Genomic DNA, 14,085 nt, shown 5'->3' with positions numbered 1-14,085 from the left:
CCGGCTAAAGTTTAAGCCTGAGATGTAAATGGCCGATACCTCACATGGACGCTCTCAGCTTCAAGCTGGGTGGCGCCAGGCCCCTCTGTTTATGTCGTTAACCATACGTAATGCTTGATTAATTTTGTCGTCCACGGGAGCCGAATGGGTGCGTAAGGAGAGCAAAAAAGGAAGCGAAGCGGTACTGACGGAGCTTGGATTTGAGTCCGAGTCGCGGCAGACGTGGACGCTTTGGCGTTTGCCTCCCAAAATTTTGCAACACAAACAAAAGTTAGCTGAAAAGCCTGTTACCAAAGCACATTCGCATCGTGTTGCAAGTCCTTGGGTGACGAAGGAGTGTGAGCTTGCAGCGCGTAAAGGCTCCTTAGCGGTACATAAACTTCAGCTCTTTTTGGATAAAGACAATGTCATTAAAAATTTCGAAAACCTAACCAAAAAATACCTTGGCGCGCGAACCTCAGGTAATTTTGTCTTCAATAGAGATGGGTCTTTTTGGTGTCTTTTTGAATTCAGTCGCGTGACGCGTCGCGATCCCAATCAGCCTCAGGATCCGGTGGGTGGACTTTCACTGGTTGGTGGCGGCGTCGGTGGATTCAAGGTACGCATCCTGTCCGATGGCATTGAGGGGCAGGTCATTGTTTCAGACGTATTTGGATTCGGCTTCGTACCCTTTGTATTCGTGACAGTGACTCTACGGTTTTTAGCTGAGGCTCTGGGACTAAGGACTTGGGGTGAGATCAGTCGAAAAGACAGCGTGCCTTTCACCATCTACGAACTAAGATTTCCACTTTTGGCTCCCACGTTAGTGGCACTTGCAGAGGCCGGCACTAGTCCGGCAATATTGCGTCACCTAGAGGCTGCTTGCGCAGATGCTAAAGGACTCTATAGTCCGTCTGTACGCTGCGGAGATGATGGACTCTATGTGAGTTTAGCTGCTGAGGAGCGTGAGACGCCTTTCGGCCAAACCGATGTGACTTACGTGCCAATTGAGGCTCTCGAGGCGCGCGAGCGGATCGAAGAGTGTCGCGCGGTTGATAAATTGATGATCGCAGGCAAGCTCAATCAGGCGCTTGAGCTTGCCGTCGAACAGGGCCGGACTGAGGTCGATCCCTTGTATCTATGGCGAAGGTTAGCCATGCTGGGGGTCGTCGGCTGTGGTGATCATACAGAGATTTTGCCCATCAGCCGCACCTTAGAGTTAGAGCCCGATCACAAACTGTTTCACTCCTATGCCGTACAACGCGCACTCACCACTGGTGCTCACGCGCTAGTGCTCGAACATCTGTCACGGATTGGCGGCCAGATCATGAAGGAAGTCCGCGGTGCGGATCATCTGGCTGTGTTTGATGCCGTGATGCCCGAGTTGCTGGGTGACGCTTGGACTACCGAGAATATCGACAAAGCCGCTGATTGCTATCATCGGATTCTCGAAAAGCGTGGTGAATTACCACGCATTCTACAGAAGTTGATAGCGCTGGCACGCCAAAGCGGTGCCATTGATAATGAGATTAGTCTACTTCATCGGCTGGCGAAAGCGGAGCGGCGGCGGCTGGAACTCGCTCGTATCAATTTACGACTAGCCGAGTTGCGTCGCGCACAAAAAATTAGTGGTGACGAGCCGATTAATCTAGCTCAGAAAGCATTGAAACTCGATCGCAGCTTGGTGCCTGCGGCGCTACTCACTGCCGATATTTTGGTTGAGCGCGAGCGCTTTGAGGAAGCCATCCAGGCCCTGGATAGTCTGCTCAAAGATCGTCACCTAACTTTGTCTCCTTCGGCGCGGCATGATCTTGAGGCTACCATCGGTAGGATATGGAACCACCACCTGCATAGATCAGACCTAGCTGCAAATCGCTATGAAATGGCTATTAAATATGACATGTCAGATCTAGACTCCTTGTCGGAGTTAGAGCAGATTTACCGGCGAAATAATGCACATGCATCACTAGCGCGGATCCTGGAGGCACAGTTTACCGTATTTGAACAAGCTGCAAACAGTGAGCGCCTAAAGCCACTTTTTGATGACCTAGTAGCTCTCTACCGTGGACCTGTACGCTCGCCTCAAAAAGCTCTCGATATCTATCTGCGCCTACTTGCCGCAAGCGCTACCGCAACGCAGGATCTAGAGCTCCTGTTTAGTTGGAACGACATTGATATCGACTGGTCTGATCTCAGCGCGCGATTACTGACCAAGCTGCCGGCAGTGCAGTCCGGTAAGCGGCGTGCCGAATTTCTCTGTCGGCTGGCTGAAATTTATCGCGATCGTCTCGGTGATACTGTTGGTGCTATTAGACATCTTAGGGCTGCCAATCAAGAGGGGTGGATCGACCCTGCAGGATTCAGATTTTTGATCGAGTACTTTGCAAGTCAAAGAGATTACCGATCTTTGGTGCAGGCTTATGAACTTCGCTTGCAACAGCTGCAACCTGTCGAGCAGCAAGGTTTGATCATCGAAATGCTGGCCATCCCGGCCGAACTAAGCGACATGCAGAGGGACAATCTTGCATTGCGCGTCTATGCTTTCGACTCAAATGCAGAGGCTGCTGTCAAAAAACGTTTCTTGGCCTATCAGCAGGCAAATCAGGTTGATGCCATTGCTCGCCTGCTACGCAGTATCCTGGAAATCCGTAAACTAACTTCGGTGCAAAGGCTGCAGTGGATGCGTGAGGCCCTCCAGTCCCTGCTAGATCTTAGCGATGACCGACGCTTTAATCTCATGGCGCAAATTTATGAGCAAATGCTGCCGCTTGTTGACGATCAGACTCTAGTTTTGAGCGAGGCTATCGGGACCCTGAAGGAGTCGCCCGAGCCACGGCAAATGCTGTTTTTTGTCAGAGAGCTGCTGCGTCGCGGTTTGACACCGGAATTGGCCGAACGCGATATTATTAAGCTGCTCCGCGGTATGGACCAGGAGCTAGCTGTCTATCATGAGCTCATGTCATTTAAAGCGACAACAGTGCCAGTGGCCGTAAGTCATGCGCGCACTGCCGCGGCACTTTACAGTAAAAGGTTAGGACAAGAGACGGCGACAGAGAAAATGGTCGCTCGGGTTTGTACCTTGGTAGCCTCGACGGCTGAAGAGCTTAGTGAACTGAAAGTGTTAGTAGAGCGTACCGGTCACTGGAAGCTACTAGCGAAAGCTCTGCAAAAGCAGGCCGAATTCGAAGACGACCGCGGCGCCAAGTTTACGTTACTTGACCAACTTGGGCATGTATTTTGGCACAAGATTAAGGATCATGCTCGGGCTCGGTTAGCGTTCAGCGCATCGGCCAGATTTACCGATGAACCTCACAAAATTCATCATATCTTGGCCAAAGTCGCGGCTGACATCAATGATGCCGAGCGTGAAAAGCAGCATCTAGGAGAATATTTATCAGACCCAGCGTCTACAGTAGATATCGAGCTTCTTACCAAAAATGCGGAGCGCCTCATCGGCATTGGCGAAGATCCCAATACGGTGCAGAAGTTTCTGCAGAAACACGTCGATAAGGCCTTTGCTAAAGGCAGGTGGCATCAGGCCTCGGCTCTGGCCGGCGTCCTAATCGATGTTGGTATTGTGTCTAGCGACCTTTACAAAGTTCGTCTTAAAGCGTCGATCATTGAGAAAAATCAGGAACAGGTTGTTGATTGCTGGTGGCGTGGACTAGCATGTGTGGCAAATAAGTCGAAAATGAAAAGCTATCTGACTGAAACCACTGTCATGATCGAGCGCGGTGATTTGCGCCATGTGTTGCTCGAATGTTACAAGGCAGCTCTGGATCACAACGTGGGTGATCGTATCGGTCCAACAAGTAAACAAGAACTTATGTTGGTTTACGCGGGCATGCTATTTGACAGCGATAACTTGAGATCGCGTGCCTTGGCTATATATTCAGAAGCCTATGCTGCAGATTCAAACGACTACAGAACATGGATGCCGCTCTACTTTCTTTTGCTCGAAATGGGTACGGCCACGGAACGATTGTCGCATCTGCGAGAGATTCTGCCTAAGTTGAAGATCGACCAAAGGCCTCTGAAATCGTTTCCACTGACTATTGAATCGCTCCAATTAGAGCTGCGTAATTTAGAGAAAGAAGTATTGCAGCCAGGTGCTGGGAATATACGTCCAGTCACCAAGGTCGTCGATAAGCCAGCTGAAATTTATCGACCTGAACCTCAGGTGGCAAAGGCAGCTGTCGTAAGCGAATTAGAAATCGCGCCGGAGGTACTGGATCTGGGCTTCCAGAGTCAAGAGGTAGCGGCAATGGATGTTCAGCCGGAGCAGCTGGCAGCAGTTGCCGGTGATTTTATTCCTGCCGTTCCATATATGGCGCCTGAATCCCGCCAATCAGAACGAGGTGGTCGACCCGTTGATCTACCGGTTCCACCTGATCTTGATTTAATATTGCCCGTTGACGATGCGAGTTCTGTCAGTGAGGCTGATGACGCTATCGAAGCGGCTGATGGGCTCTTCAAGATAGACTTGGAACCAAATAATCTGAGCCCTATTGTTGACGATGACGCCGAGGAATCGGAGGTGTCGAACAATGCCGCAGACGTCCTTAGTATCCAATCGGTCGATTTTGATAATGGCGACGACCTCGACCAAGATGAGGAGTCTCCGGCTGAAAGCACCGAAGACATTGCGGAGCCTGTGGGATTTGTACCAGTCGCTGGCGCAATAGAAATTCCACCTGTGAGTCCAAGCGATCAGAGCTCCGATTTCATCGTGGAAATTGCGGCGCCCGACGGTATCCAAGATGGTGTGTTCCAGTTAAATATACCGAAGGTACCTACGACTGAGGCTAGCAAGCCGGTAGCACCACCACCACCATTTGCTGTCAACCTCAACGATGATTCCATGACGGCGTCGCTGACTGGTACGCTTAGTCAGGTTGGGGAATCCACGGGAATTGATGTCTCGACGCAGTTTAGTGACGTGTCAGAGACCAGTGCGATCGATGTTGGGGAGATTTCGCGTACTGGAGGTCAGGATGGTTACACAGTGGGCATCGATCAGTCAGACGATGCGGCAGACTGGCGCGCATCGGTCATTAAAGGCGACTTTAACGCCGATTTAACTAGCAGGCTCATGCAGCAAGCCTTTGCGAGTGAGCTCGAAAAACATTTAGCCATCCAGTGCGTAGCCCTTGTGGCCGGTAACTGTGAGCGCTTATCAAACTGGCATTGGCGCGTATGGCGTAAGGCTGAGGAATATGGTTATCCTCTATCGGGTAAAGAACGATTCCCGAGTCGTTTGCGCACTCCAGGGTTGAATACGAGCCTTCATAAGCTCATATTGGCAACAGCAGTGGTTTTTGTCAGAGCTCACAATGACCGCTTTTCAATCGATTATTTGAAGCGGAAACTAAATATAGACGATGCGACTCTGGAGCAGCGTCGCAAACAACTTGATTGGGCCAAAGGTCGGTTTAAAGAAGTTGGGTTAAGTCTTTATACCGAACGTCTTAAGTTAAATAAATGCACCGTTTTCGATTTGCCTGGTCTTGGTGCTGAGCTGTTTTTTGAGGGTGGGCGGCGCTCCCTTTATGTTGACATGAAGCATTATAGTAAGATGCCGCCTAGTCATCTATTTCATCGCATTATTACTCTGATGTGGTCTGTGCAAATTAACTACTTTATTCCATTGACGCTAGACCCACGTAAAGAAGTTATGCCGCTCATAGCGGGTATTCATGAGCTGTTAAGTAAACAAGGGCTCTCGCGTCTTAAGCTTCAGTTAGCTGGAGCGGGGGGTATCGGTAAATATCTCCGCGACGTCGATCTCCGTCCCATCAGGTCTCTACACGAGAAGACAGGTATGCCCAACGAGGAGCAGGTCATCCAGCTTTGGGAATCAATGCGCACGCATATTTACCGCATGCAATTAGCCGAGACCCTCGATGTAGTTGGCTTTTTTGAGGCCCTCCTAGATAAGGATCTCCTGACTGCTAACATTCATAAGCATAGTGAAATCTATCAACGTTCGACCTATGCACGCGGATTGATAGAGTTCGTCACCAAGTTGAAGGTTTAGGCGACTTGAGAATTCAGCGCTGCATCAGATTTGTGGCGAGATTTTTGAACTCCTCCGCGAGCTTGTGCTTGGGACGGAAATGGACCAATGGTACGTGAGCTGCGTGACTCTCGCGCATCACTATCGAGGTCGAAAGAAAGGGCTCGAGCACGTTCAGGCCTTGACCGCGTAGATTTTCGATGGCTTCCGTAGGAAGTTTGGCTTGGGCCTGGAAATGATTGATGACGATTCCCTCGGCCACTAGATTAGGTTGGTGGTCTGATGCGACTTCATCAATTAACTCAAGTACTTGTATGAGCGCGTGGGCGCTGAAACTATCACAGTCAAAGGGGATCAGGACGCGATCAGAGGCCATGAGTGCGCTCATGCTGTAGAAGTTATGGGCTGGCGGTGTATCGAAGAACACGTCATCAAAGCCGAGATCTTGCACTAAGGCGTCGACGGCGTCCCGCAATTTGAAGATCTTGTACCGGGCCTCTAGTTTCGGCTGCAATTCAGCTAGCTCGCGTTCGGCCGGTATCAGCCACAGATTATCGAATTCGGTTTTGTAGAGGGCCTTTTTTAAACTGTCACCGAACAACTTGAAACTCAGAGTTGACTCGAAGAAGTCCCCAACCGTGTGGCTCACGTCAGCTGCCGCATCACCGAGCAAATATTGGGTGCTATTGCACTGGGAATCTAAATCAACGACCAGCACCTTGCGGCCCGCTTTAGCGAACGCTGCCGCTAGATTACAGGTGATTGAGGTTTTTCCCACCCCGCCTTTTTGGTTAAAGATGGCACGTTTCATAGCCGTTCCCCAACAAATCAGAGTTGTTTTGTCGGTGATTATGTCACAGACGCGTCGTCCCCGACAACATACTTTAGGATTCTGGCGGCATCGATAATGCCACGAATGTTGTCACCCTGTTTACTAACGCGTGGCATGAAATCAAAAGATGCGCCGAGAGAGGAGGGTGGGGTGTCAATCTCATGAGGCCTGAGGCCAATCACCTCGGAGATACCATCAACTATCAAAGCAAAGGTCACGTGGCACTCTTTCAGCACTACAAGACGCTCGCCCGCACTGCGAGCCCCCCGATTGAAGCCCATCAATTTCCGTACATTGATCACTGGAATTAAATTGCCGCGCAAATTGGTGATGCCGTCAATGTAAGGATCTGCATTGGGAATAAAGGTGATAGCAGGTACCATGGTAATTTCTTGAATTGCCTTTAAGGGGAGAAAGAAATGATCATCCCCAATGCATACGCCTATCACCTGTTCGCGTGCCTCAAAGTCGCCAATCTGTCCACCGTCTAAGTCCCCATGAATTTGGAAGATACTGGTGTCACTTAAACCACTTGATGCGAGTGAGGTTGGTAACGTACTTGCCTTCATGCCGACAGTCTCCTGAGTGGGCTGCGAAATGTTGAAGCTAACTCTGGAATGTCCAGCACCAGGACCACTTCACCGTGCCCCAGTACCGCCCCTCCGGCGACACACGCGACGTTTTGTAAAATAGGCCCAAGGGACTTTATGACCATCTCTTGCTGATTTAGTAACTGATCGCAGACGATACCGATCCTTCTCTCGCCAGTGCCGATGATCACTACGTAGAGGCGATCCTTACGCCTTGCTATGCGAAGTGCCTTGAGCTTGGCTGATGCGTCGATCTGTGGAGCCTGAGAGTACCAAGAAATTTCATCACGATACTCAAGACCCATAGCCTTATGGAGGTGTAGCAGTGGTAGAACGCGATCGTGCCACTTAATGACCTCTTGATCACCAATGACCTGAATATCATCAGGAGTAATGCGCAATGACTCGATGACTGAGCTCAAAGGTATAGCGAAAACTTGACCTTGTGCCTCAACAAGTAAACTTTGCAGGATCGATAAAGTAAGCGGTAGGCGGATTTCGATCGCGGTGCCTTGTCCGACTTCGGAGTCAATGTCGATCACCCCTTTAAGCCTGGCGACTTGGCGACGAACGACATCCATACCCACGCCCCGGCCGGAGAGTTCGGTAACTTGAGAGGCTGTTGAGAAGCCACTTTCAAAAATAATATTGAAGAGATCTTTGCGCGAAAGATTGCTGTCAGGTGCGATCATACCTCGTTCAATCGCTTTGCGTCGGATCATATCGGCATTGAGGCCTCGGCCATCATCGCGGACGGTAATTACAATTTGGTTGCCCTCTTGTTTGGCCTTGATACTTATGTGACCAACTTCTCTTTTGCCTAGGGCAAGCCTCTCCGATTTAGATTCAATCCCATGATCACAGGCGTTCCGAACTATGTGCAGTAGGGGATCAGCAATTGCCTCCACTATGGTTTTATCCAGTTCGGTTTGCTCACCAGCAAGTTCCAGGGTCAGACCTTTCCCAAGTTGTCGACTCAGATCGCGAACAACTCGGGGCATGTTTGTGAGGGCGTTGCTGATAGGTACCATTCTGATTTTCATGACGGTGTCATGAATCTCAGACATATGACGCCCAAAGAGCTGAAGGGTCTCGCTCATCTTACTTCCGAGGCGCGATTTCAGTTCCGAAGAGCGAAGATCATCCTCGATCGCGGCGAATCTAGTGCGGTCGATGACCAGTTCGCCAACTAGATTGACTAGCTTGTCTAACCTTTGGAGATCGACACGGATCGTGCCGTTTTCCTCGGTCTCGGTAGCAGAGGAGGGTAAGCGGCTGTCACCAGAGGGCAGTGTGTGGATGGGTGGATTTTTCATGGTCTGAATTTCAGACCTAACTTGGTCGAGGTCGTGCAGCAACTGATCAATGAGCTTACTATCTGGACGTACCTCACCACGGCGGAGCCGATCAAATTGGGATTCCAAGGCGTGTGTCAGTTGACCTATAACTTGCAGTCCGAGCATACCTGCGGCGCCTTTGAGATTATGGGCGGCGCGAAAGATACGGTCCAAGGAGTCTCGGTTGAGCTCAACTCGTTCGAGGTCCAGCAGCCCAGTGGCTATTTGCTGCATCATGTCATCCGCGTTAGCTAGGAAATCCCGCTTGATATCGTCGTCGAGTGAAAGCTCGGGAGAAGTGGAGGACGTGGTCACGACGGGTATCTGAGATGGTATCTCGATCGGTGGCGGCACGGACGTAGGTTCATCTTTAGCCCAGGCACTCAGCGCTCGGAGCGATGCCATCGCCGTATCGATTAGTGAGGCCAGGTCCGGATCTTTAGCTCTTTTTTGCGGTGGTAGTTTCGCGAGAGCCACCAGCTTGCCGTGAAGAGCCGGAAGATCGCGTTTGGCTAGTGCTGAGAAGGCCGTCGCAGTGAGAGCATCCATGCTCATGGCTGAACCTCAGTAGGCTTTTCGATTGGTCAAAAGGGAGATCCCTAGGAGGCTTTGGGCATAACGGCCTCGGTGAAGAGAAAGTAACTCTCCTCAAGGGCGTCGAACTCCAGGGTGTTGCCGCAGTTTTCACACTTAAATTCGGGTGCGTGTTTTGATACCAGGTGACTCAAGCTATCGGCTACGCTTATGAGGCGGTTCACCTCTCCTCCGCAACCACAGTAGTAGGGCGCAAAGAATGACTCCACCACACCCTTCCCGAGAGAGTCAGGTACCATATTGATTTGATCGATCATCGCCACGGAACACCTCGTGAACCGGAGCGAGCCTAGGTCGCCGATTTCGCGAACGAGGTATATCCACTCGCGAATACCGCATGAATTAAAGGTCGCTACGTCCTCAAGAATGAAGGTTATGTTGGGCTTAGCGATGCGCGGCACTTCGCGTTGGCGGAAGTGTTCGTCGACCTCACCGCAAAAGCGATACACCACCTCGTTTGCAGATTGTTGGATCTCGATCGTCAGGTTGCCGAAATCCACTGTGTTCGTAGCCATGCCAAGCGACTCCCGTTAAAGGACTTGTCCCATACAGGCTTTTCGGCCGGCGGCGCAGGAACTTGAGAGGGGGTAAGGACAATTTAGTATTTGCTTATAGATTTCATTTGGTTGCGCCAATCTGCGAGGCCGTGAGTAGAGCCAGTTGACCGGCTAGTTCCAGGCTGGCAGGTGCTAGGGTAGAGGTGATATCAGTTGGCTTATGCCAGTGCTCGAGATGGGCGAAGTCGATGATGTTGAGGGATGGAACGCCCCGCGCCAAAAAGGCCGTGTGATCGTCATCAATCTGTCCTGCTAGGGTATCGAACAGGTTTGGATAACCAAGCTGACTCCCCCCAGTCACCGCGAGTTGGAGCAGACTGGGCGTTGAAGATAGGTCGCGACTCAGCTTCAACCGCGGCGCCCCTACCATGTCGAGCAGAATCAATGCTGCCAGGTGAGGACCAGGTGACTTAGCTCTGGTTCCATCACCGTGAGGCCACAATGGAGAGCGTGGCATGCACAGTTTGCTCCCAGATTTATCGCCGCAAAACTCTAACCGACCGGCCGCGTGCCGACTGCCGTAAGTGTGGTCCACAATATGAGCCGGGTGTAAATATTCGCCATCAGTCCAATTGGGCAGCAAGGCTTCTTCGCCATCAAAAAACCAAGCGACTAGGCTGCAGGATGATCTGGTTTTGGGCTTGTGGCGTTGCACATAAGCCATCAACTGCAAGAGCAGCACTGTTGAAGATCCGCTGTCATTGGCACCGACGTAGCTACCCAGGCTCGTTCTTTTAGTATCGTAGTGCGAGGCCAGGGCAATCACACAGGATGGCGGGGGCTGTCGCTGTGCCTGCAACGTGGCAAGTATATTCTGTCCCTGATAATTCTCTGTGAGGCGGGCAACCCCAACGGCAGAGGAGCCGTCAGCAACAGGTACCGCGGCACTAAACTCCTCGAGCTCCGCCTTAAGACCATCGCTGCGCAACGATTTTTGTAACCATAACGCCAGCGCGCGCTGCCGCTTTGAGCCAAAGACATGCGGCTCCTTGGTCATTTCAGCCAGGTCGCGAGCCATGCGCGCGGGATCAATTTTAAAACCTTGGGCTAGCGCCAGCGCTGTTTGAACTTCGTGCGCATCGTCAGGCGCTCCGTTACTTGGTGGTGCGCCTGTCAGAGTGATCAGCCCTAAAATGAGGACACGGCCGCGGATCCAAAGTCGTCCGCGGCCACTATGCAGCTTATTTTGCTCGCCAGAAATAGGTAGCCGTATCGCCAAGCTCTTCCTCAATGCGCAGGAGCTGGTTGTACTTGCAGATGCGGTCCGTCCGCGATGCCGAACCAGTTTTAATTTGACCACAGCCGGTCGCCACTGCCAAGTCGGCGATCGTCGTGTCTTCAGTTTCGCCCGAGCGATGCGAGATAATAGCCGTAAATCCATGTGTGTGGGCCATGGAGACGGCCGCCAGGGTCTCGGTCAGCGTGCCGATTTGATTGAGCTTGATCAGAATGGAGTTAGCGGCTTTTTTGGTGATACCGTCGCGTAGGATTTTAGGGTTTGTCACGAAAAGGTCATCGCCTACGATCTGGACCTGATTGCCAACCTGCTTGGTTAACTCAATAAAACCAGCCCAATCGTGCTCGTCCAGGCCGTCCTCGATCGAGACGATCGGGTAGTTTTTAGTAATGTTTACGAGGAAATTGACCATGCCTGCGGAGTCCAGGGTCTTGCCCTCGCCACTCAGGTTGTATTTGCCCTTTTCGCAGAATGACGAGGCTGCCACATCAAGTGCCAGAGCGATGTCTTGACCAGGGGTCAGTCCGGCCTCGCGAATGGCAGTCATGATCACGTCAAGCGCCTCGGTGTTGGATTTCAAATCAGGTGCAAACCCGCCCTCGTCGCCAACGGCTGTGTTGAGTTTGCGGCTTTTGAGTACTTTTTTGAGTGCGTGAAATACCTCGGTGCCCCAACGGAGTCCCTCGCGGAAGCTCGGCGCTCCCACCGGTACGATCATGAACTCCTGAAAGTCCACGTTGTTATCAGCGTGGGCGCCACCGTTGATAATGTTCATCAAAGGTACCGGCAAGCGCCGCGCGTACGTCCCGCCCAAGTAACGGTAAAGAGGCAAACTCGCGAGTTCTGCCGCCGCCTTGGCCGCGGCCAATGAGACTCCTAGGATAGCATTGGCACCGAGGTTGCTCTTGTTGTCAGTGCCATCGAGCTGAATTAGCAGCTCATCCAGCGCGATTTGGTCAGTCACGTCGAGGCCTATCACTCGCGGGGCAATCCGCTCCTTGACGTTGCGGACGGCCTGGAGCACACCTTTGCCGCCATAGCGGCGGGTGTCATTGTCACGTAGCTCACAGGCCTCTAGTTCGCCTGTGGATGCACCCGAGGGTACCGCAGCACGACCGAAGTAGCCGCTTTCGGTTAGGAGTTCGACCTCAACGGTCGGGTTGCCCCGGGAGTCGAGAATCTCACGGGCGGTAACATGGGTAATGGCGCTCATTCGTGTCCTCTTATCAGCTGCTAGGGTTGACGGGCTGGGCGGCGGCATCCTGCCGACGGTGCCAAAAGCGCTTTAAGTTGTAGTCGGTATCGGCCCAAGTCTCAAGCCCTCGTCGCCGCCTTGCTCTGCCTCGATCAATCTTGTAGATTCGGGTCCGTAATCATCCTGCGGGTTAAATGAAAGGTCGCTATGCGCCACGCTCTACAATCGGAATCTTGGAAAAATCTTCTACCCGACACCATCGACTGGCTAGGCCAAGTCCAGCTCCATGCCACAGAAACCGCCGCTGGCGCTCACACGATAGTGGCCGTGAAGGGCAATGAGGACAACAAGGATGCATTTGTAATCAACGCGCCGAAACTCAATAGCGAGCTGGTACGCAAGATTAGTGCGGCAGCGACTGGTTTGGGCTGGAAGCCGAGCGCCGGTGCGCTGCACTTGGTCGTCGACGGGGCGGGTTTCACTTTGGTCTCGCAGTCGGCAGTTAAAGTGCATGCTAAGCAGACAGCGCGGCAGCTTGGGCTCGACGCGGCAAAAGCCACCAAGGATCTCAAGATTGCGCACCTCGCATTTGCGGCAGCAGATGGGCTGACGGCCACGGAAGTTCTCGACGGCTACGTCAGTGGTCTTTACACATCTAACGCTTTCAAAGGAACGCGGAAAAAGGACCTGGCTCGTTACCCGGCGCAACTTAGCCTGGTGGGTGCTGATGTCTCGGCTGAGCTACTGGCGCAGCATCTTGCTTTTGCCAAAGCACAGGCGTTTACGCGCTTTTTGCAGGACGCTCCGGCCAACTACATGAATCCCATCAAGCTAGCAGAGGTTGCCAAGCAGATGGCTGAGGAGGCCGGCCTCAAGACCAAGATTCTCGATAAAGAAGCGATGACCAAGCTGGGTATGGGCTCATTTCTGAGCGTATCCGATGGAGGCAGCACGGAGCCACGCACGATCGTGATCGAAATTGACGGGCACGATAACAGCCGCACGGTAGCACTGGTGGGCAAGGGTCTTACCTTTGACTCTGGTGGTATCAGTATCAAACCATCGGCTGGCATGGAGGAGATGAAGTACGACATGTCTGGCGGTGCTGCCGTGCTTGGAGCTGCCTATTATTTCGGACGAGTTAAGCCACCGGTGCGCGTTGTTTGTTTAGTCGGTGCCACCGAAAATATGCCTTCCGGCACTGCCACTAAACCGGGCGATGTGGTCCGGGCGATGAACGGTAAGACCATCGAGGTGCTCAACACTGATGCCGAGGGTAGACTAGTTCTGGCGGATGTACTCCACTATGCCATCAGTGAATACAAGCCCGAGCTGACGATCGACATTGCTACCCTTACGGGCGCCGTGCTGATGGCGCTAGGATGCGTTGGTGCGGCAGTCATGTCCAACGATCAAGCTGCTGCACATACTGTTATCGAAGCAGGAGCAACCGAGGGCGAGCCCTTGTGGCAGTTACCGCTGTGGCCAGAGCTGGAAAAAGAGACCAAGGGTGATGTTGCCGACCTCAAAAATATCGCCAAGCCCAGTGTCAAAGGCGGGACCATCATGGGCGGCCTGTTCTTGAAGGAGTTCGTCGGTACCTCTAAGTGGGTCCACCTTGATATTGCCGGCACAGGTTGGAACTGCCAAGCTTTAGGTTATCCGGCGAGCGGCGGTTCGACGTTCGGTCTACGCACATTAGTGGCCGCTTGTTTGAAGTTTAACCAATAGTGTGTCGCTAGCTGCTC

8 protein-coding genes are annotated in these 14,085 nt (G+C 52.3%); 2 read left to right on the top strand and 6 right to left on the bottom strand.

What is annotated here, in order from left to right; genetic code table 11:
- Positions 1 to 148: 148 nt before the first annotated feature.
- Positions 149 to 6,016: a hypothetical protein gene (locus FJ146_05650; GenBank protein MBM4251434.1), complete on the top strand. Its 5,868-nt coding sequence runs from the start codon at positions 149 to 151 to the stop codon at positions 6,014 to 6,016.
- A gap of 13 nt (positions 6,017 to 6,029) precedes the next feature.
- Here the strand turns inward: FJ146_05650 and FJ146_05645 are convergent, their stop codons facing one another.
- The 6 genes from FJ146_05645 to FJ146_05620 all read right to left on the bottom strand — a co-directional run bounded on the left by FJ146_05645 (position 6,030) and on the right by FJ146_05620 (position 12,355).
- Positions 6,030 to 6,806 carry a ParA family protein gene (locus FJ146_05645; protein ID MBM4251433.1) on the bottom strand — a complete coding sequence of 259 codons (777 nt, stop codon included), beginning with the start codon at positions 6,804 to 6,806 and terminating at the stop codon, positions 6,030 to 6,032.
- 38 nt (positions 6,807 to 6,844) lie between these two features.
- Positions 6,845 to 7,396: a purine-binding chemotaxis protein CheW gene (locus FJ146_05640; GenBank protein MBM4251432.1), complete on the bottom strand. Its 552-nt coding sequence runs from the start codon at positions 7,394 to 7,396 to the stop codon at positions 6,845 to 6,847.
- A complete protein-coding gene (locus FJ146_05635) occupies positions 7,393 to 9,309 on the bottom strand; it encodes a chemotaxis protein CheA (protein ID MBM4251431.1) in 1,917 nt (638 codons plus the stop codon). Before FJ146_05635 ends, FJ146_05640 begins: the two co-directional genes overlap by 4 nt.
- 44 nt (positions 9,310 to 9,353) lie before the next feature.
- The gene (locus FJ146_05630) at positions 9,354 to 9,863 is read right to left on the bottom strand and encodes a hypothetical protein (GenBank protein ID MBM4251430.1); all 510 of its coding nucleotides are present in this window, start codon (positions 9,861 to 9,863) and stop codon (positions 9,354 to 9,356) included.
- Between the two features lie 103 nt (positions 9,864 to 9,966).
- Entirely contained in the window at positions 9,967 to 11,124 is a 1,158-nt protein-coding gene (locus FJ146_05625; GenBank protein ID MBM4251429.1) for a M28 family peptidase, read from the bottom strand.
- Positions 11,087 to 12,355 (bottom strand): phosphopyruvate hydratase, encoded by a 1,269-nt coding sequence (locus tag FJ146_05620; GenBank protein ID MBM4251428.1) that lies wholly within the window; start codon positions 12,353 to 12,355, stop codon positions 11,087 to 11,089. The genes FJ146_05625 and FJ146_05620 overlap by 38 nt, the downstream gene beginning before the upstream one ends.
- Before the next feature lie 189 nt (positions 12,356 to 12,544).
- Between FJ146_05620 and FJ146_05615 the strand changes: the two genes are divergently transcribed.
- On the top strand, positions 12,545 to 14,068 hold the full coding sequence (locus FJ146_05615; GenBank protein MBM4251427.1) for a leucyl aminopeptidase: 1,524 nt from the start codon (positions 12,545 to 12,547) through the stop codon (positions 14,066 to 14,068).
- The last annotated feature ends 17 nt before the right edge of the window (positions 14,069 to 14,085 follow it).

It is taken from the genome of Deltaproteobacteria bacterium (assembly GCA_016874735.1).
Lineage (GTDB): Bacteria > Bdellovibrionota_B > Oligoflexia > Oligoflexales > CAIYRB01 > CAIYRB01.
This window is presented reverse-complemented; position numbering and strand designations above follow the sequence as displayed.

Bases quoted from the DNA above. Each gene is read 5' to 3' on its own strand.
- FJ146_05645 (MBM4251433.1), bottom strand. From the start codon at position 6,806: ATGAAACGTGCCATCTTTAACCAAAAAGGCGGGGTGGGAAAAACCTCA.
- FJ146_05630 (MBM4251430.1), bottom strand. From the start codon at position 9,863: ATGGCTACGAACACAGTGGATTTCGGCAACCTGACGATCGAGATCCAA.
- FJ146_05635 (MBM4251431.1), bottom strand. From the start codon at position 9,309: ATGAGCATGGATGCTCTCACTGCGACGGCCTTCTCAGCACTAGCCAAA.
- FJ146_05615 (MBM4251427.1), top strand. From the start codon at position 12,545: ATGCGCCACGCTCTACAATCGGAATCTTGGAAAAATCTTCTACCCGAC.
- FJ146_05640 (MBM4251432.1), bottom strand. From the start codon at position 7,396: ATGAAGGCAAGTACGTTACCAACCTCACTCGCATCAAGTGGTTTAAGT.
- FJ146_05620 (MBM4251428.1), bottom strand. From the start codon at position 12,355: ATGAGCGCCATTACCCATGTTACCGCCCGTGAGATTCTCGACTCCCGG.